Origin of the sequence: Microbulbifer harenosus (assembly GCF_005771435.1) — a bacterium.
GTDB lineage: Bacteria > Pseudomonadota > Gammaproteobacteria > Pseudomonadales > Cellvibrionaceae > Microbulbifer > Microbulbifer harenosus.
In genome coordinates this window covers 109543-131460 of the sequence record NZ_VANI01000001.1, presented here as the reverse complement: position 1 = coordinate 131460, position 21918 = coordinate 109543, and the positions used below count along the sequence as shown (strand labels likewise).

At 61.2% G+C, this 21918-nt stretch carries 5 protein-coding genes; 2 read left to right on the top strand and 3 right to left on the bottom strand.

What is annotated here, in order from left to right:
* The first annotated feature begins 45 nt into the window (after positions 1–45).
* Together FDY93_RS00510 and FDY93_RS00505 are read left to right on the top strand one after the other, a co-directional pair.
* Entirely contained in the window at positions 46–1224 is a 1179-nt protein-coding gene (locus tag FDY93_RS00510) for a PepSY-associated TM helix domain-containing protein (RefSeq protein WP_171018844.1), read from the top strand.
* Positions 1225–1382: 158 nt separating this feature from the next.
* Positions 1383–2408 (top strand): zinc-binding alcohol dehydrogenase family protein, encoded by a 1026-nt coding sequence (locus FDY93_RS00505; RefSeq protein ID WP_138233782.1) that lies wholly within the window; start codon positions 1383–1385, stop codon positions 2406–2408.
* A 75-nt stretch (positions 2409–2483) separates the two neighbouring features.
* On the opposite strand, the gene FDY93_RS00500 is transcribed toward FDY93_RS00505, so the two are convergent.
* The 3 genes from FDY93_RS00500 to FDY93_RS00490 form a co-directional block, all read right to left on the bottom strand.
* Complete coding sequence (locus FDY93_RS00500) at positions 2484–2930, bottom strand: REP-associated tyrosine transposase (protein ID WP_138233781.1); 447 nt, start codon at positions 2928–2930, stop codon at positions 2484–2486.
* 91 nt (positions 2931–3021) lie between these two features.
* Positions 3022–8163 (bottom strand): OmpA family protein, encoded by a 5142-nt coding sequence (locus tag FDY93_RS00495; RefSeq protein ID WP_138233780.1) that lies wholly within the window; start codon positions 8161–8163, stop codon positions 3022–3024.
* Positions 8163–21818 (bottom strand): DUF11 domain-containing protein, encoded by a 13656-nt coding sequence (locus FDY93_RS00490; protein WP_220446064.1) that lies wholly within the window; start codon positions 21816–21818, stop codon positions 8163–8165. The genes FDY93_RS00495 and FDY93_RS00490 overlap by 1 nt, the downstream gene beginning before the upstream one ends.
* Positions 21819–21918 lie beyond the last annotated feature (100 nt).

The window sequence follows — 21918 nt, the reverse complement described above, 5'->3', positions numbered from 1 at the left end:
CCAATGCGTAGGAGCCTGCTTGCAGGCGAATCGGTTAAATCCCCCATGCGCAAAACGTTTTTCATCCTGCACAAATACGCCGGCCTCACCCTGGGCCTGCTGCTCGCCCTGATCGGACTCACCGGCAGTCTGCTGGTGTTCGATCATGTGCTGGATGAACAACTCGCGCCGCACACTGTGCGTTTCAATCCGAGCAACCAGCCGGCCAGCTATGCGGAGATTCTCTCCGCGGCGCAGGCGGCAGTGCCGGGCAATCCTGCGCCTACCCGCCTGATGACCCAGCGCCAGGCCGGCAGCCCCCACGTTGTGCGCTTCCCCACCCCGGAGGGTGCCCCGGGCCCGCTGGAGGTCAGCGTTTCGCCCACCGATGCGGAAGTCCTTGCGATACGCACCTGGGGTACCAGCGACTACACCATGACCTGGCTTTACCGCCTGCACTACACCCTGCTCGCGGGTAAAAACGGCAAGATCGTAGTGGGCTTTATGGGCCTGCTGTTGATGCTGTTCTGCATCACTGGCGCCGTGTTGTGGTGGCCGAAGGCACTCAGGGCTGGCAAGGACCGCTGGAAACGCGCCTTTAGCATTTCCCGCAGCGGCAACCGCTTCCGGTTTTATTTCGATATCCACAAGGTAATCGGCATCTATTTTCTGCCGCTGTTGTTGATGGTGAGTTTTTCCGGCGTGGCACTGGTATTTCCCGTCCAGGTGGAAGCGGTGATCGGCAGTGTATTCAAACTGGACCCACTCCCCACCCTTCCCGGTTCACACGCGGACACAGGTACCCCCATTTCCCCCGATCAGGCGGTCGCCATCGGTGAACGCATGTTCCCGGGCGGAACGCTCAAACGTATCTATCTGCCGCGGGACAACAAAGACAGCTACGGCCTTACCTTCCGCGCGGCCGGCGAAGCCTGGTCCAACTACGGCGCCAGCATCGTGCGTATCGACCAGTACTCCGGTGAAGTGCTGATGTCCCAGGACGTCACCGAAATCCCGCTCGGCAACAAAATCCTGCGCTGGCAGTTCCCGCTGCACAACGGCGATGCACTGGGTATTGTCGGGCGCTGGCTGGTACTGCTCACAGGCCTGACACCGGCCCTGCTGTTTGGCACGGGCACGTACCTGTGGTGGCAGAAACGCAGGCTCAGACACGGCGCCAAAACCCGCACCGCCAACAAGCCCGCAAAGCCCGGCGCTCCCGTCAACATCCCCGCGGAAGTCTGAGCCAAATCACAGTCCGCGCGGTGAGGCTCAACTAAACTGCGACCGCGGTTACGAAATTTCTGCAACTTGTGCGCGCTACTGGCGCGAAAATTGAACACTAGTTGAATTCGGGATACACAATCCTCCCATCTTTGCCCCAATGGACATGGAGCTAGCGCGTGAAAGCTGTCGGCCTCTTTCAATACCTGCCCATTGACCACGAAGAGTCGCTGCTCGACCTGCATATCGATCAGCCGGAACCCGGCCCCAGGGACCTGCTGATCGCGGTCAAGGCCATCGCGGTCAACCCCGTCGACACTAAGGTCCGCGCCCCCAAGGCAAAGCCGGTTACCGAAACTACGCCCAAAATCCTCGGCTGGGATGGCGCCGGCGAAGTGATCGCCACCGGCAGTGACGTAAAGAATTTCCAGGTGGGCGATCAGGTATATTACGCCGGTGATATCAGCCGCCCCGGCTGCTACAGCGAATACCAGTTGGTGGACGAGCGCATCGTCGCCAGAATTCCGCGCACCCAGGACTATTTCGCCGCCGCGGCACTGCCGCTCACCAGCCTCACCGCGTGGGAAGCGCTGTTCGACCGGTTGGGGATTTCCAGCAGCGGTACCGATGCCGGCAAATCCATTCTGATCATCGGCGGTGCCGGCGGTGTCGGTTCCATCGCCATCCAGCTCGCGCGCTCACTGGCAAAGCTCAAGGTCATCGCCACCGCCTCGCGCACCAAATCCAGCTTGTGGGTAAAGCAGATGGGCGCAAGCCATGTGGTCAATCACCGCAACCCCGTGGACGAAGAATTGAAAGACATCGGCATTCCGGAAGTGGATTACATCCTGTGCCTCGCCGACACCGACCAGCACTTCCCCGCCATGGCCAACGCCATCAAGCCCCAGGGGAAAATCTGTTGTGTGGTGGACAACCGCGAACCGCTACCGATGAACCTGCTGAAACCCAAAAGCGTCACTTTCGTGTGGGAATTCATGTTTACCCGCAGTCGATTCGAAACCGAAGATATGGATCACCAGGGATGGATACTGAATCGGATCGCTGAGCTGGTGGATAACGAAACGCTGGTGACGACAGTCGGCGACACCGTGGAACCCATCAACGCCGCCAACCTGCGCCTGGCGCACCGACAGCTGGAAAGCGGGCGCACCATCGGCAAGATTGTATTGGCGGGGTGGGAGTAGCGAGTTGCCCCTGTAGGAGCCTGCTTGCAGGCGAACAGAGCAGAGCGCTGTTGCGGTTCGCCTGCAAGCAGGCTCCTACAACCAAATCGCATCCCACAGTGAATAATATCGGAGAGATTTGACGAGGCCGGCTCTGAGCGGGTTAGCGACCACATATCTGGCAAACGCCTGAATGTCTTCTTCCTTGCGCAACGCGTGGTCGTGGAAACCACGTTGCCAGATGGGGCCGGACCAACTCTTTCGCAGTGCCATGGTTGTCAGTGATTTTGCTTTTTGTACGGCTTGCGAGAGGTCAGCATCTTCTGCCAACTGTAGCAGCCAGTGAATATGGTCTGGCATCACCACATAGCAGAGTGTAATTGCCTGTTCTACATCCCTGATCGCATGCACAAACGCTCTGCCATTTTCAAAACTGCTGAAAATCGCTTGCCGTTTATGACAGACGGCCGTTATCAAATAAACACGATTTGATTCGCTGACCCTGCCCGCGCGGAGTCTGTGGCCCTGTGCAATCCGTTGCATCGGGGGTTTCCTTCAGGTTGTGAGGGTTGTTCGCCTGCAGGCAGGCTCCTACAACGTGCCCTGTAGGAGCCTGCTTGCAGGCGAACCATTATTAGAATTTTCCGATCATATTGATGAACACACCCTGGCTGTCGTAATCCAGGTCCGTCAGGTCATCGGAGAAATCGGTAAAGTTGTAGCCAACACCCGCCTTGAAATGCCGTCCCATCTGGCGGTACAGCGCCAGCAGTGCACCGCTGCGGCTATCGCCCGCTTCCGGCAGGTCGAGCAGACGGCCTTCGATCAGCAGGTCCCACTGGTTGACGAAGTGCCAGTCCGCGCGCAGTACATACAGATGCGCGTTACTGTCGAAAAACTCCGGGTTCTCCCTGTCCATACTCAACTGGCCGAGGCGATAGGCGTACTTGGCGCCCAGGGTCCAGCGCTGCGTCAGGTCATAGTTGGAGTCCACGGAGAAAATGTGGCTCTTCTGCACAAAGTCGATGGCACTGCTGTTGCTGCTGGACGTCACCAGCACCTGGTCGCTGGTGGGCACGTTGTAGAAGTAGGTGTACTTCAGCAGCGCGTTCCAGCGGTCGTTCTCCACCGGGCGGTAGGCGTACCCCATCACACCTTCGGTAAACTTGCCATCGTAGAACTGACCCGCCGAGCTCTGGCTGTCGGAGTAGTTGAGCTTGCCTACGAGACGCCAGTCCGGGCTGATCTGGAAGCTCAGGGCATTTTTCAGCAGCCAGGTTTTGCGCTCGTTTTCCAAAACCGTCTCGGGATCGGACAGGGTCTGGGTATTGTCGATGCGGTACTCCACCGCGCTCGACAGGCGCAGGTCGCCGTCGTTGAACCCCATGCTGGCGCCCATGGCGCGGCGCTCGGTCTCGGCACCGGTGCGCGGGTCTTCGAGGGTACCGGCCTCGAGTGAGGTGCCGTAGTTCCACTTGTCGCTCGGCGCCAGGTCGATACCGAGGGCGTGGGTAAGGCCGGTGGACACATCGCCGTGGGTATAGCGCTCTTCACCGTAAATACTGGTGGTGTCGGAGAAGCGACTGCGGAAACCGCTGTTCAGGTTGCCCTTGCGCGCGCGCACGCCGGTGTCGGTGCGCTCGTTGTCGAGGGTGTAGTTCAGATAGAGGTTGGTGCGGTCGGTCACCAGGAAGTCGGTACCGAGACGCGCCGCATTGCCGGTGTCGCCGCCGGAGAGTTCGCTGTCCACCGTCAGGCGATCGCTCACACGATAGGCACCGCCAAACCCGATACGGTTGTTTTCATCCCGGTTGCCGGACAATTCCGCCGTGCGCTGCACGAAACCAAACGCATTCCAGTTGGCGCCGGAGTCGTAACCGGCCTGGATGGCCACATCGGTGCGATCCCCCTGTTTCTGGGTGACCGGCACCACCGGCGACAGATCCTCGCGGGAATCGGAACGGGCGGCGGCTGCGAGGCGCCAGCGCTCGCTCAGGCGATAGCCCAGTTCCACATCGGTGGCGGCAGTCTGCAGGCCCTGTTGCTGTTCCTTGTTGTCCATTTTCAGGCCCACATCGAAACGCTCGCCGATGGGCAGGTTAACCACAGCTCCATACTGCTCGGTTTCCCGGGTAGCCAGCTGCCCCGGTGCGGAGAAGCCCGCGTCCCGCTGCTGGGCGTAGACCGACATGGAACCGCGCGCGCCCTCGAAGAAATCCCCCATCTGCAGCGCGGCTTCGACCTTGTTGGCTCCGGCTTTGGCATCCGGGTCGAACGGCGTCTGATCAAGCGGCCCCTGATCGAAACCACCCTGGTTGAAACTGTAACCGCCGTCGAGAGAGGAAAGGCTTTCCAGGGTGTTGCCCTGGCTCTCTGCCACTTCCACTTTCATCCAGGTGCCGGCGGTTTTGCGCAGGGTCAGGTCGACGCCGCTAAGTGAAGACTCGTTGTCTTCCTCGTCCTGCTGGCTCGCACTCACGCCGATGCGCACGTGATCGCCCGCCCAGTACTGGGCGCGACCGCCCACCGCGAGGGTGTCGAGGTCATCGAAGCCCGGGGTGTATTCGTAACGGGCCACCAGGTACTGCGGATTGCCGTTATAGGAGCCGTCCTGCACGATCAGGTTGTCGTTGGCAATCGCCGACAGGGGACGGTTCAACAGCACCCGACCCTGGATGTAATCCACGTCGTAGTCAATCACCGGGGTAAGGTTTTTCACCCCCAGCACCAGGCCCGAGTTCTTGTCCCGCACTTCTACGCGCAGGCGCTCGGAACCGGTGAGAATATCCTGGTGGCGCAGGTAGTAGAGCGAACCACCGGTACCGCGGAACTCGTCGCGACCGGCAATGGTGCCGGGCTCCGCGCTGAACGCGTCCATTTCAAAACGCTTGTCGCCGAAGTCGGTAACGTCGTCGGTCTCGTAATGGAAATTGGCCCCGTACAGCGCGCGGTCGATATGTGCCAGCTCGTTGTCGGTGTAGGACGCCTTGAAGTTACCCCACAGGGCGTAATCGTCGTAATTTTCCAGTTTGATGAAAAACTTGCCGGAGGTGGGCGCATCTTCCACCACGGTGGAGTCGTCGCCGAAGGTCGGGTAATACAGGTCGCTGTCGAGACGTCGGAACAGCGCGTTGGGGTCCTTCTCCATAAAGTTGGTGAAGAGCTGGTCGATAGGCCCCTCTTCCGTATCCGCACTGGCGGACAGGCGCCAGCCGTCGCCGAAGCTGCCGCTGGTGTAAAACGCCAGGCGGCCGTCATAGCTCGCGGAATTGTCGTAGTGGGTTTGGTCGCCAGTGACCAGTGCCGCCGGGCCATTGGTGTCGTCGTGGGCGATGGTCACGTCGGCAATGCCAACTGTAAACCAGTCGTCGCGATTGAACTCAAGGTCGCGCAGGAACAACTCGCCGTTACCCTGCTCGTCCAGCACCGCCACTTCCACGGTGTGCAGGCCCTTGGCAAAAATTTCCTCGGCAACGAAATCGCCACTGCTGCTGACGGGAATTTCGCGGCCCGCCAGCCACACACTGTGGTTGGCCGGGATCTCCGCACCGTTCACCAGCACCGCGTTGCCGTTTACCGGAATGTTGCGCTCGGCCAGGCGGTTTTCGCCGTAGCCAACCAGCAGTTCTTTTTCGGTGGTGGCTTCCTGCAGTTGCGGTTCGAAGTTATCCACAAGCCACAGAGTCTGCGGGCGGGTTTCGTCGAAGCGCTGTTTCCAGTCGTACACGCGCAGCACGTACTGCAGTTTTTTCAGCGGCGCCTGGAAGCTGTCGAAGTCCGCCTCCCAGCTGCCCTCGCCGTTCTGGTCCAGGGTCACTACGGCGAGCGGCGCATCGCGCAGGGACTGTTGTTCTTCGAAAATACGCACTTCCGCGCGGGTGATGAACGAGGGGTAGTTGGTGTAGCGCTTGAACTGCACGCGGCTCTCCACCAGCTCCGTTTCCGGATCGTCCGCGTAGCGGATGGTGCTGGGGAAGGCGCTGACGTTGAGGCGCGGCTGCATCGTCTGGTTGTCGAAGCGGAACTGGATGTTGGCGTTTTCCAGCGCCACGTCGGTACAACGCTGCAGGTCCGCGGAGTTCTTGTGCGGATCGTATTCCGGTGCACCATCCACGGTGATACGCATCAGGTTCAGGGCGTAGGGGTTGTGGGCCAGGGCCTCCTGCTGCAGGCGCTCGATTTCCAGGCGATCCTGTTCCGCCAGCACCGCCAGTTCATCGTAGAGCACCTGTACTTCCACGCGGGCGCCGTCCATGTGGATAAATCCGGTCTGCACCACATCCCTGGATTCCACATAACCGCGGCCTTCAAATTCCACCTGGCTATCGTCAAGACCGAGTTTTTCCTGAACGATCTCCATGGTCTTTTTCGCGCGCGCGGACGAAAGACCCACGTCATCGCCGTAGACCATGGCCTCGCGGCGCTCCATGCGCTCGTTGTCGCTGTAGCCGACAAAGCTCAGGCGCACATTTTGTTTGCCGGAAACTTCTTCCATCAGACGCTGCATCTGCGCCAACTGCGCGCTGGAAATTTGCGGGTCGCCGCTGTCGAGGAAAATCGGTGGCACGTCGCCGGTGGGGGACTCGTGGGCGATGGTAATGGTTTCCGCGGTAGCGGATTCCGGACACGCCTGCACACCATCGGCGGCGGTCTCCAGCAAGTCGTCGTACCAGAATTCCACTTCCACGCGCCGGTTCAGGGAGCGGCCCTTGGCGGTGTCGTTGGCGGCGATGGGCTGGGTAGCCCCTTTGCCACTGCTGGTCACCATATAGCCCGGCAGATTCAATTGGTCCGCAACGGCCAGGGCAACGCGACGCGCTTCCGCGCGCGACAGCGCCATCTGGTCGTCATACAGCTCTGCCGGGCCCTCCGGTAGCGGTGCGCCATCGGTATGGCCGACAAAGTGAATGGTCAGGTTGGGCCGCTCCTGCAGCGTCGCGCGCACCTCCTGGATGCGGCGCACAAACGCGGGGGGCAGGTCGATCTGGCCCGGCTGCAGGCGCAGCGGCGACACCAGGTTTTTCAGGCGCGCGCGCTGATCGGTACCCGCGGTGTAGCGCAGCTTACACACGGTTTCCTGGCGGCAGACTTTTACCCGGTTGAGCTGCAGCGCCTCGGCGCGACGCTGGGCGTCGCGGGCTTCCTGGTCCAGCTCGAAATAGCGCAGCGTCACTTCCACCCGGCGGTTCAGTTCGCGGCCTTTTTCGGTGATGTTTTCCGTCAGCGGTTCGCTGTCACCGCGGCCTTCCACCACAATGGCGTCATCCGGCACTTCCAGCGCGGTCTGGAAATACTCCGCTACCTGTTGTGCGCGCGCCTGGGTAAACGCGGTTTTGTCCGCGAACTCGGATTGCTGCTCGTCGCTCAGCGGATCGCTGTCGGTGTGGCCGGTAAAGATCAGCTGCAGTTCGTGCGCGTCGCTGAGTTCGGCGAGCCTTTCCCGCAGCTGCTCGAGCAGCGCCGGATCGATCTCGTCGCTCACCTCGCGGTACAGCAACGGCGGCAGGACATCTTTTTCCAGCACCGCTTCTTCCGGCGCGATAAAGGATTCCGCGTCCTGCATCCACAGCTGACCCGCGGCGGGGATCAGGGTGGTTTCGGTGTTACTGCCGAGCGGTTTTTCGGTGTATTCGCCGGTATTCTCGACTTGCGGCGAGAGGCCGGGGATAAGGTGCCACCAGGCAGTTTCTGTTTTGTTTTCTTCCTGTGCGAGCGCCGAAGCGCTCACCAGCGCCACCATGACAATGGCCATTTTATTTTTAGAAGGACGGAGCATTAGCGGGCGCCTCCCTGATCATCACTTCCGATCATGCGGTTAACACTGCGTTTGAGCCCGTCCAGCACATTGCCGCGCTCGGGCGGCGCACCACGGCGCCAGAAAATTTCGGTTTCGATATTGAGTGGGTAGCAGCAATCCAGCGCCGCCCAGTCCCCGGCGATACGGGCCTTGATGGTGGCAAGACGCGCATCTACCAGCGACGGATCTTCATTTTCCGCCAGGTAGGACAGACGCAGCACGGACGGCGCTTCCTGCAGGCGCTCGAGCAACAGTTCCGTGCGCGATTGCCACTGCGGGCGCAGCTCGCTGGTACCGGGCTCGAACACCGCTTCCGCCAGATCCAGGCGCACCACGCGGTGCAGGCTGGTGCCGAAGTTGAACTCCAGCATCTTGCCTCGGGTGGCGCGCTGTACCCGCGGGTTTTCCGTGGTCAGGCGATAGCCGGAAGGCAGGCTGCGGTCGTCCAGCTTCAGTACGAAGTTGGAACCGCGATCCGGGTTCGGCACCGCCGCACAGGTAATGTGGAAACGGCCGTGGGCATCGGCGGTGGCCTTGAGACCATTCGCCGTCACCACGCGCGCGCCGGGCACACCGCCCTCACCCTGATCCTGGTAGCCGTTCAGGTTCTTGTCATCGAACACCTTGCCGATCACGTCGGTACAGTCGAAGGTCGGGTCCGGCACCACGCGCACGGTGGCCGTCGCCTCGCCGGAGGTCTGCTGACCGGAGAGTTCGTTGAACATGCGCGCGCGGTTGACGTACTCGCCCTCGCCCACACCGGAGCCCACCACCAGCAGCAGTTTCATGCTGTGGATCTGCTCCGGTTCGGCGCGCAGGCTCGGCCACTGCAACTGCAGGCCGTTCACTACAGGTTCCACCGGCAGGCCATCCAGGTTCGCGGAACCAGCCACGTACTTGAAGCCCGCGGGGAAGTAATCCACCAGCTGCAGATCCGTCAGCGGCACCGGCAGCGAGTTGCTGAAGGTGATGGTGTAAGGCACCAGCTGGCTGCGGGTCACGTTCAACATGGCCGCGGTTTTGGTCAGCGCCAGTGCGCCTTCCAATTGCGGGTCCAGCGCAATGTGGTTGTTGAACAGCTGGCTGCTGCCGGGCTGGTTGCTGTCATCCAGGTTCACGCGCAGGTAGTAGTTGGTCTCCGCACTGCGCGCGTCCAGGTCGATCGACGGCGGTGTTGCGGTCAGCTGCACCTCGCAGTAATCCGGGGTACCCGGGATCACGTCCGCGGCGCTGCCGAGACACGCAGCCACATCGAAGCTGCCGGTGTCGACACCGGTCTGCGGCGGAATGATCTGTGACGGGCCGGAGACGTACTCCTCACTCGGCACATCCACTTCGATCAGGTAATCCGCGTTTACCGCACAGGCCGCGCTGCTGAAGTTCACATCGAACTTGTAGAAGCCGCCGGTAACGGTGACCTGGTTCTGCTGCTTGGGATCCTCGAAACAGCTGTCCGGCAGCGGCTGGCCGCTGGACGCCTGCAACATGCGCACACGGGCGCCGTTGACCGGTGCGCGCAGCACGGAATCGTAGATCACGCCATTCGGGGTAATCGGCAGGTTCAGGTTCTGCGGGTTGGCTCCGGAGCCCACGTAGATATCGCGGATCTGCTGCGGACCGTTGGTGTAATCGGAACTGGCGGTACCGAGAGACGCGGTGGATTCCACCGCATTCGGTGCCAGATAGCGCAGCTCGTAAGTCGCACCGCCCGCGTTCGCACCGTCCATGTTCGGCACCAAGCCATCAAACACGAAATAGCCGTTCTCATCACTCTGCACGGTTTCCAGCAGCGCGTTGTTGAAGTACAGCGACACGCTCCAGTTGGTGAGCAGTTGCTCTTCGCTGTCGGCGGTCTCGCTGAAATTCACATCGTGCCAGAGGTAACCGGACAGGTTGGCAATGCCCGGGGTACCGCCGATGTCGATGGCCACGGTGGCTTCGTTGTACACCGGCGGATCGTTCCATTTCACCTGCGCGGTATTCACCACCGAGTAACCCATGGCCAGGTTTTCTCCCAGCTTGGCCTCGAAGCGCAGGGTGATGGTTTCACTCGGCTGCAGGTCGCCGTAGTTGGTGCTGTAGTCCACCGTGATCAGCGGGCCATCGATCATCACACCGTCGGGCTGGCCATTCAGCAGCGCCGAGTTATCCACGTAAGTGAGCACGCCCTCACCGGCCACCAACAGGTCGTCGTATATGGTGACCAGGCTCGCGGGTACCGCGCTGATGTTGGTCACGCGCACGATGTATTCCAGCACCTTGCCGGAATCCGCCGCGCCGCCGCCAACGACCGCCACTTCCTTGGTGATGGACAGCTGCTGTGCATCGCCCACCACCACTTCGGTAGGCTGGGCGCCATTGCTGCTGTTGCCGTCCGCATCCGTCAGGGTCAGCGGCAATTCCAGGCTGTACACATTGCCCTGGTTGCTGATGATGGTGCCGCGCTCGGTATCCGCGTTCACCATCACGTCGAACACGATGGTGGCGGTCTGCGCGGTAGTGAGTACACCCTCACCTTCCGCGGGCAGCGGCGGGGTCAGGTCTTCACTGCTGATGGCGATACCGGTGACCAGCGGTGAATCCACACCGTTATCAGCGATCGCGATGCCATTCAACGTGGTGCTGCCGGCCACATAGGTGGTGTGCTCCGGCACCAGGTCTACAAAGCGCGCCTCGGTCGCGTCCTTTCCGCCCATGTTGCGCACGGTGATGGTGTAGCGCAGCACATCCTGCGGATCGACGATACCCGCGGTCATATTGTCCACCGCCAGTTCCACAGTTTTCAGCGCACGCAGCAGCGGCACATTACCGACGATGTCGATGGTGGGGTCGTCGGCCACTTCTGTGGCGGGGTCGTCGGACGGCTTCTCATCCAAGGGGGTATTTTCACCGCCGGCGCCGACACCGTTGGCAAAGCCCTGGTTGGAAATCACCGTACCGTCGTTGACGTTGTTGATGGTCACATCGAAGGTGATCACCGCTGCTTGCGCACCGCTGGCGGTCGGGTCCGCCAGCAGCTCGCCGGCTTCCGCACCCGGGGATTGCACGGTCAGCGTCGCCGCCAGCGGCGTGCTGCCATTCACGTCATCCAGCGCCGCGCCGTTCAGGGTGGTGGAGCCGGCAACATAGGTAGTGTTGGCCGGCACCTGGTCGCGCAGGCTCGCCTCCAGCATGTTTTCGTTGCCGATGTTTTCCACCCGGATGGTGTAGCGCAGGGTATCTCCGGGCATCAGGCTGTCGGGCTCGCCGGTGAGATCCTCGGAGGTTTTTTGCACTTTGAATACCGGTGCGGACTCGATAACCACGCGGGTGGGGTCTTCATCTCCGCTCACCAGCGGATCAGCCGCACCGTTGATGTTCGGGTCGTCACTGTTGACCAGCGGCTGGCCGGGCAGCTGCACCTGTGCCTGGTTCAGCACCGCCGTGGCACTATCGATCGCACTAACCAGCTGCACCTGGTACACCAGCTGGATTTCTTCCGTGCCGCTGCCGGCGCCACCCAGTGTCAGGTTGCGCACATCCACCAGACCGCTGCCATTGGCACCGCCGGTTGCCGAGGTCGCCGCGGTATCCGCACCTGTCGGAGCGGCGATCAGTTGCAGGGTACCCGGAGCGAAGAATGCCGGTGCATTCAGTCGGTCCAATTCATCGATCACCGAGACATTTTCGACCTCCAGATCACTGAGGTTACGCAGCGTTACGGTGTACTGGAGCAGGTCACCGGGCGTGGCGGTGGTCGCCGGGCTGACACCGGTGGTGATGTTCTCCACCACCTTCTCGAACAGCACACTCGGCACCGCGGCGGTGACCGTGAACACGTCCTCGTGGTCTTCCACAGACGGTGTGCCGTCCGGTGGATTCGCCGCGTAAGTACGCTCGTAAATGCGGGCATCCGGGCCAGTGCTGTCCCAGCTGTACCACTGCTCCGCGCCCGCCACATTGTCCAGCGCTGCACCGTCGATGGTGTCTTCATCGAGCCACGCGTCGTAGGCGAACTGCACGTGGTGGTCCGCGGCCACAGGCGCATTGGCTCCCTGCGTAGTAAACGTCAGCGTACAGGTATCCGCATCGAACGCGACGCTGAAATCGCTGCCCTCGCTGAGGGTCGACACCACATTGCCACCCGCATCCAGAATGGCCGCGGCAAAGTTGGCCGGCGGCGTTGCGCACAGGCCTCCCTGATCGGAGTCTGGTAAAAAGTCACGCACGGTGAGATCCCAGGCGGGACCGGTGCCGCGGTTGTGCACATTTAGCAGGAAGCGGCCAGGCAGACCGGACTGGATAGTGGTGGCGCCGTTGGCCATGGATTTCGCCATCACCAGTTCGGTGGGCTCCACCACGGTCATGTCCGCGGTGGTGTTGCCGCCGCCGGCGCCCTGGCCGCTGGCCGGGTCGTCGTTGACGAAGTTGTAGCGGTAAGTGGCACTGCTATTGAAGGTCTGGCCGTCCGCATTCGGCGGATTCACATCCCGCAGACGCACGATCACATCCACCACCGCCTGCTCGTTCGCGGGCACGTCGATACCGTTGGCGGTGTCTTCAATAATCAGCTGATTGCCGGTACCGGAATTGACCGGGGCAAAGTTGGCGCTGCCGGAGACTTTCTCGGCAGAGACAAATACCAGCTCCGCGGTATCCGGCAGATCGATCACCACCTGCACATCGTTCAGCGCGGCCGCCTGGGCAGTGGCCGGAATGGTGACGCGATAGCGGAACGGCTCGCCAATGGACGCGGTCTCCTGGGTGTTGGCGATGTCCAGATCCACCGCACTGGGTGTGCTGAACACAATGCCCTGTGGCGCAGTGGGACCGTAGTCTTCACGCATGTCTTCGGCCACATTCACCGCCGCCAGGGCCGGCAGCGCGTCCGCGGCAAGGGAGTAATACACCTCGATGAAGGCGCCGTTCTGGATGGCAAGGCCGGCGCCGATATTGGCGTCCGCCTGCAGGCGATAAGTCATTTCCAGTACGCCGCCGACGGGAATCGCGTAACCGCTGCCGACGAAGTCCCAGCGCACTTCACCGCTCGCCGCATCGTATACCGGGGTCACATTGGCAACACCGCTGCCGTTGATCGTGGTGCTTTCCACCATCACGCCAGCCTGGCGCAGACCCACCGGCACCAGGTCGCGCAGGGCCAGATCGTAGGCCGGCGCGGAGCCGTTGTTGGTCAGGGTTACCGTGAACTCGACAAGTTCATTCGGCTCGAGCACCGCGTCGCCATTGGCGGCCGTGCCTGCAATGGCCAGCGCCACCTCCGGCTGCAACAGCTCGATAGTTTCCGCGGTGGTAACGCTGGCGCTGCCGGCGGCAGTCTCGAATACATACTCCGCGTTGTTGGTGAGCGGCATGCTGTTGGCCGGCCATGGGTGCACATCCCGGTTGAGAACGCGCGCCAGATAGTGAATCACGAACACATCGTTCGCCGCGTCGTTGTCACCCTGGTTGATCAGGTCATCGAGCGGCCAGCTGACCGTGGTGGGACCGGCGGCGGGATCACCGGACTGCACTGGCTCCATTACCTCGCTGTGGCTGAACGGTGCCACCGCAGCAAACGGCGCACTGGTATCGCCGTTAATGGAAACGGTGCGCTCGAACACCATGCCCTGCGGCAGGGTATCGGTAACCACGGCGTTGGGGTGGGCACCTTCCTGCAGGTTCACCCGCAGTTCAAACTCCACCAGGTCGCCCACGCGCAACTGTTTATCGGCTGCGTTGTAGCTGTCACCAATATGCCGTTTTTCCAGCGTGGTGGTGTTTGCGGTTACCAGTGCGGCGGTGGTGCCATCGATAAAGTAATCGTTGAGGCCACCGCTGCCGTTGCGCTCGTAAACACTGCTGTTGTCGTCGTCGAGACTCGTCCACTCCACACGGCTGACCGCGGAAAGATCTGCGCCCGCCAGCACGGTTTCCAGCACGCGAACATCAAATACCAGCGCTGCGCTACTGCCAAAGGCGATGTCGAGATTGGTAGTAGCCACATCCCAGCGCAGCGCCTGCGCCGCGGTCTGCCCGTCGCCGCTGATCACCGGATCGACAATGGTCGCGCCGGCAAAGGTCGCGCTTCCCGGCACGAACGCGAGGCCGAGGGACAGCTGCTCTTGCAGCAGCAGGTCGAAGGCGTCCGCACTACTATTGGCGATGCCGGCCTCGGTGAGACCCAGGGTAAAGCGCAACACGTCACCCGCAGCGGGCTCGGTACCCGGCGCAGTCTGGTTGACGACGGTTTTACCCGCGCTCAACTGCGGCTCAATCACCGTCAGTGTGGCTGCCGTTCCGGCACCACCGTCGATCTGGGTTCCACCATCGGTTTCCGCGTAGGTAAAGCTCGCCACGTTGTCGAAGTTGTGGCCTTCCTGCGCGCTTGCGTTGTTGGCGACACGCGCGCGAATTTCGATCTGCGCGCGGCTGCCCGCTGGCAACAGATCCAGCGCCAGCGCGATATTGTTGCCACTGGAATTGTCGGTAACCGGCAGCCCGCCCAGTTCCTGGATACTGATGATTTCCAGGCTCGGGTCGAGCACATCGCTGATGGTCAGGTCGTAAATGGCGGAACTGGTGTTAGTGGCCGGCACCAGCAACTGGTACACCACTTCTTCACCGACAACCGCAGTGCCATCGGCCGGTGCCAGCAACAGTTTCTGCAGCGGATCGAGACTGACCGGCGCCGTGGACATCAGGTACGGCGCCGGCAGCGTTACCGGAGCATATTTCTGCGCGTCATTCGGCGGCAGTGACCAGTACTCATCGATAACAAAGCTGTTCTGCCAGTTCCGGTCGCCACCCACATCGGCGTGGAAGCCGATATCGTAATTCACGGTGACACACAGACCCGGATCCACCGGCACATTCAGCGCGAACACCATATTGCCGTCGCGCGCTGCGGCGGGCGTGTAGGTGTAATCGCTGTCCGCCAGTACCGCGCCGTCGATGCTGACCTCGACATTCTGGATCGAAGTCTCATCCATCTCCCAGGCGAGATCATCGGTGAGCTGCATACCGTAAGCCGGTGCCGCACCGCTGTTGCACGCCTGCAGACTGAAGAGCATGACGGTATTGGCGAGATCCGTGATCAGGTCCGGGCTGGTGCGGCCACCGCGATCCACCTTGGTCAGGTTGTCGATCACCGGCTGCAGGACCGTCACGCTGGCCGCACTTTCCAGTCGCGCCAGCACTGCAGGATCGGTCGGCGGATTGCCGCTGCCATCGGTGTAGGTGAGATTTGCGGTGTTATCGAGCGCCGTGCTCGCCACATGGGGAATACCACGGTCTTCGGTCACCCGCGCCACATATTCGATGATCAGCGGCGCGGCGGTGCCCAACTCACGGGTCACATCGCCGAGGCTCCAGCTCAGCGAAGTATCGCCGGCCGCAGGCTGGCTCACCGGTGTGAACACGTAGCCGCCGGCGGCGTCGTCAATACTGAAGGATTCCAGTACCAGACCGGTATCCATGGTGTCGGTGACGACCACATTATTCGTGGTACCCGGCTGAACATTGAGTTCGAGGCGGTAAGTAACGGTGTCGCCCACGCGCACGGTGCTGTCGGCTGGGTCGGCGTAGCTGTCGCTCACCACCCGCTTCTGCAAACCGCTGTTGTCTTCGGTATTGATCGCCGCCTGCGCCGGTCCCGAACAGTAATTGTTGGGATCGGTAAAGGTTGGGCAGCCGATACCGTGACGCTGATAAATGTCCTGGCCAAGGACGTCGTCATTCAGTGAGGACCAGTCCACGTAGGCTTCGTTCAGTACCGGCTGGCCGAACACCGACACCACATTGGCGCGGTAGGTGATTTCCAGCGTCTGTCCCAGAGGCAGATCCAGTCCGTTGTCACCGTTCTCCCGCCCCCACACCAGCTGATTCGACGCCGGCGTTGCGGGTGCCGCAACAAAACCGACAACGGCCGAACCATTGACGGTGGCCGTCGGTGCGAAAGAGGATTCGAAGCGCACTTCCGGCGGCAGAATATCCAGCACATTCAGGTCGAAGGCATCGACCGTAGAAGCACCGGTGTGACGGATGGTCAGTACATATTCAAGTACATCGCCGCCCTGGGCGAGGCCGGCGGATCCGGTGGTGTTGGTGACCGCCTTCAGGATTTCCAGATCCGGTTCCACCGCGGTAATTGCCGCCGTGGTGTCGGTGATTGCTTCTTCCGCACTGGTTTCGCCATTGCTGTAATTCAGCGTGGCATCGTTGCGCAGGCTATTGCCGTTCTGGGTCTCGACAATTTCATTATCGATACGGGCAAAGTAAGTGATGGTGATGGTCGGCACTACAGGGGTAGCACCCGCATCGTCCTCACTCACGGTATCCACGGTGCCGATGTCCCACACCACATCGCCGGTCGCATCGGCGGCGGGAACGCCGTTGAAATTACATGCGCCATCGACCGGTGCGGCGCCGTTGATCAGCTCGATGCCGACATAGGTACAGCGGATGTCGTAATTGGCATCGCGGGCCAACACATAACTGGTACCCCCCGCTGCAAGGCGGTCGGTGATGCGCACATTGTTGGTGACACCATCGGGCAGTACGACATCCAGCTGGAACTCGCGGTGTGCACCAATGGTGCGGTTTTCCGCCGCGGCGCCGTTTGCGGTGATGTCCTGTTTGGTGAATGCGAGCGCGGCCAACACGGTATCCACCGAATTGCTGCTCGCCTCGTAATCGTTGATGCCGTCACTGGCGTGGGGCAACTCGCCGATACGCTGGCCGTCCAGGGCGCCGTCGATACCGATCTCGCCGGTGGGGTTGAGCGCGGTGCTCTGTCCCGGCAAAGAGGTCCAGGCGGCGTGGGCAATATTGCTCAGCTGCTGCAGTGGCTGGGCGGTATCGTCGATGCGGACCTGGAAGCTGAACTCGCGGCTGGCACCGGGTGCCAGCGGGTTTTCCGGGTTCCACACAAATACCGGGCGATTCGCCCCGAAGGTGGTGATATCCACACTGTCCGGCACCGCGGCGCCGGTAACGCTGGTGTCGACGAACGTCATTTCGCTGTCGAGCAGATCGTCCCAGATGCGCAGGTTGTAAGCGTTGGCAGTGCCGTTGTTGGTCGCGGTCAGGGTGATGGTGATGAGATCACCGGCATCCATATCCGCCACGGCATTCCAGCTCTTGGTCAGCGCAACGAGCGGCTCGGTCACCTGCACTTCCACCTGGCCGTAATCCAGGCTGTGATCACTACCGCTTTCATCGCGCCATTCCAGGGTCGCGATGGTGGCTGGCTGGCCGTTGATCAGCGCCGTGCCGTCATTGTTTGCCGCACTGTTCTGAACACGGGCGACAAATTTGAGTTCGAAGGTGAAGCGGTTCGGGTCGCGATCCGACGAGGGATTGGTAAGCACCACATCGCCGAAGGACCACTGCACCTGACTGTCGCTACAGACTGGCGCAACATCGCCCACATTCGAGAGATCCGGGCGTTTGAATCCGGCCGCGCTCCACGGCGCATCGGTACTCAGGTCGATGGTGGGTGCATCCGCACACACCAGGCCCGCAGGCAATTGGTCGGTAACCGTGAGGTTGCGCAGCTGCGCCACCGGCAATTCGGCAGTGAGCGTGTATTCGATTTCCTCGCCGATTTTTACCGTCTGAACACCACTGCCTGCCAGCGGCGTTTCCGACAGGCCGGTAATGGTTTTCGGCTCGGTGGTCGGCTCACTGAACGTCAGCGATGCTTCCGCTTCGGTGTTCGCATCGGCCGCCGCGGGATAGGTGCGTGCGCCGCCCAGTTCGCCGCTGTCGGACATAACGACGGTCTGGTTGCCGTGCTCATTGCCACTGCCTTCCAGCGAATCGTAATAGGTCACGACGACGGTGTTAGTGAGGACTTCCGACGGCGCAATACGATCGTCCGGGTCTACCCGGTAATACATATATGCGCTGGCGCCCGACTCCAGGCGGCGCAGACCGGTACCGTCCACACCCTGGGTGTGCGAGAAGGTAATGGTGGTGACGTTGCCGTCGTTCATGACGTTGCCGACGATGCTGCCTTCACCATCGGTATCGGCACCATCCACCAGGCCATCGCCATCGTTGTCGATGCCATCGGCATTCAGGTCTTCGATGAACAGTAAATCCGGCAGCGTGTCTTCTACGGTCAGGTCGTATACCGGCGGCCGCGGATGGCCGTCAGCCGTGGCTTCACTGTTGACGGTCAGGCGGTAGATGTAGTCGTTGGTGGTCACAGCGCCTTGATAATCATCCGTCCAGCCGGCGCCACAGGCCCCGCTTGCCGCGTTGAAATCAGAAGCCGCACAGATTTCCTTCACCACACTGATCAGCGGTTCGGTAACCACAACGTCCACGCGGCGGATGGGTTCCTTGGGGTAACCCACGGTCTCTCCGCCGCCATAGCTGCCGAACTCGTACTCTTCCCAGATACCGGTGTTGTTGTTAAAGAAAACCCCTTTAAAAGAAGAGTCCAGCACGTTGGCGCTGTCGCTGCCGTGCGCGTTGGGCGCGGCGCGATCATTCAGGGTTTTGTTCAGCAACCGGCTCGTATTGTTGATCGTGAACCACTGATCGATATCGATCACGTAGTCTGCATTCGGTGCACCAGTGAACCCGGAAGGTTCGGTACCGGTAAAGCGCCAGCCAAACGGGCTGAGCTCGCCCAGCGCAGTGGTGGCTGGATCGTTCGGTGCCTGGGTGGCGCCGGCAATCTGCGGCGTCACCAGAGGCGCGGTGCTGGAAATATAACTCTGACCATTCGGGATCAGGTCCAGCACCTGGATATCGCGCACACCGATAAAGTTGAAACCGCGGGAATCGAAACCGAACCAGCCGCCGGTCTGGATGCGCACAGTACATTCCTCACCGATCTGCACATGCTCAGCGGGTTTGGTCTGGCCGGGAAAGGTGTTGGCCGGCGCGCGCGTGACGGCCGCGGTGTTTTCGTTACACACACCGAGATCCGGCAGGCCACCGAAATTGCCGGACGCGGTATCACCGGCGGTCACCTGGTCTTTTTTAAGGTTGAAGCCGATACCGCGGGACCAGTGCGCGTCCAGGGAGTAGAGGTTGCCGCGATCCACTTCGCCATCGGTGCGGCTGTTGCCGGCACTGCCCGGGGCCGGGAACCACAGCGGATGGCCATTGGTAATCCCGGTGGGGTTATTGACGGTGATATTGGAAATGCTGCGGTCACCGCCACGGTCGACCTGATTTACATTGACGGTGCCGTAATTGATCTGCGCCGGCGTGATGGCGAAGTCGCTGAGAGTGAAGATTTCACCCACCACATCGGCGCGGAAAGTCAGGTCGTCTGCGGCAATACCCGCGGGGCTGGTGGTTTTGTTCACCTCGAACTCGAAGGTGGCGCTGGCGCCCGCGGCCAGTGCAGCATTGAACGGCGAGCCATCCGGCTGACACTGGTACACGGTGCCATTGGTCGGCAGCAGCATATGCATTTTGTCGACCTGATCCGGCGCCGGGTTTACGGCCCAAACCTTATAGGGATCGGGGTGTCCCATGGGGCGGCCGTTGCCATCCACACTGGTCTGCGCAATCGGTACCGCCGCACAGCTGAAGCCCATAGGCGGTGTATCGTTGACCACGTTGATAGTGGCACCGAAGCTGATAAACACACGGAAGTCACGCGCCTCGTCGCCACCGCGATTGGTCACGGTGACGGACAGCGGCGTGGTCTGGCTGCGGTCGTCGGTGATGATGAACGTGGGCTGGTCGATATTGACGTCCAGCTCCTCCGGCGAGAACTGCACCGGGGTGCCGGCGCTGTTTGCGGCGAAGGTATCGTTCAGGCCATTGCCGGTCATGCGGGATTGCAATGTGCCCTGGGTGTTACACAGGGTTTTGATCTGCATTTCGACAATATTGTCGAAACCATTGAAGCCACTCAGGTCAGGGTCCGTACGCTCTCCGGGGCGCTTGAACAGGGCAACTGCCGGGTCTTCCTCCAATACATCCAGATCTGCCGCGCGGTCGAAATACTCCGCCGCTTTCATCACCACGGCAAAACGGATCACCACCACATCGCCGTGGCGCATCAGGCCGGTGCTTTCCTGGGCCTGGTCGGCATCGGTATCCGTGGTGGTACTGGTGAGCTTGAACTGCGGCTCCGAGTTGTTCAGGTAGCTGGTGCTATCACCGGTATTGCCGGGGATTGCGCCCTGGGCGTTAACCCAGTCCAACGTGTCCACACGACCGGGGTAGGCGCCGTAGAGGGAGTTCTGGGTTTCGATTCTGGGCGCGTAGCTGGGGTCTACCACGTATTCATCCGGCAGCTCGTCGCGCAGATGCCAGGCCATCGAAGGATCAAACCAGACGGTGCCACGCCCTTCGTTGCGCAGGGTGATGGTCATCAGGCCGCGCATGCCGACGGGGCCTGTGCCGGTGATGCCGGTTAGTTGGCGCTCCACGCGCAGGGCATTGTTGCCGCCGTTCAGTCCGTAGTAGGTATCGAGACGCGCGGTCTCTGATTGATTGGAGTCGATACCACCGGGCGGCGACTGCACCGCGCAGCCGAATTCCACATCGTTGAAGGTATTGGTCAGTTGCCCCGCGGCACAGGAGCCGTTATTGCGGATTTTGCCGACCACATACAGATTGATGGACTGCCCAGCGCGAATATCAATGGCGTCGCCGGAAGTACCGGAGGTTACCGCATTCACGGTATTCGCATAGGGATTGGGGATGTCGTCATTGTGGCCAAAGGGGGCATCCACATCCCAGTCGGCCAGTACCAATCCCGTGGTTGCATCGGTAGCCACGCAGCTCGAGCCACCGGGTAACACTCCGTTATTTGCGGCAACCGCATCAGCAGCATCCGCGGAAGGACAGACGTAGTTTGCCGTCATCACATCCGCACGGCTCAGCAGATCGTCGATACGCAGATCCTGCAGCCGTGCGTCGCCGGTATTGCGGACATTGATTCGCCAGACGATATCGTCGTCGTTGTGACCAAACACCTGGTCACTGCGGGTATCCCGACGCTGGCCGCTGTCGTAGTTCCAGCCCTGTTTGTTCAGTGCAATACCCGGCTGCTGAATATAGACATTGCCGGTGTGTTGGCTGTCAGGGCGGTTGTAGTTCTGCCAGAAGTCGGTGGGATAATTGTCAGGATCCTCCCATGGCGCACAGCTGTTGCCACCACAGCCGTCGTACCAGGTATTGTCATTGCGAAAATTCTCACGCAGGCCCGGGTTATCGTTACAGCTGTCCGCCATCGTGTAGTTGATGGTGGCGGTGGCCTGGGGATTTGTGCCGTAAAGGGACTCAGGGCTGTTGGTGGGCCGGCGGTGCACCGGGATACGCAACGTCCGGGTCTCGCCTGGTGGCAGATCCGCCATATTGTTAACGGAAATGGTTGTGGTACCGCTGAGCGTGCCACCCAGCGGCAGCGATGCTGCGGCCCCCGTATACAGTTCCAGACCGTTGTTCAGGTCAATAGTCAAACCGCCGGAATTGCTGAAGTTCAAAGAGGGGTTTGAGGAGCCGTAGTCGTTATTGCGACGAGTCTGGGTTCTGGTATCGCCAAAAATGGTAACGACGCGCGTCTCATAGGGCTGGTTGCCATCGGCAGCATTGGTGCCTCTTCGATAAGGGTTGGTGATCCGAACCTCGACATAGCCGTAACCACAGAATTCACAGTAACTATTCTGGACCGTCACCAGTCTGCTAGGCGCGCTCTCCTGGCCAACCACACACATATTGGTGTACGCAGCCAATGCTTGCCCCGAACTCAACAACAGCGCAGCAGAGAGCAACCAC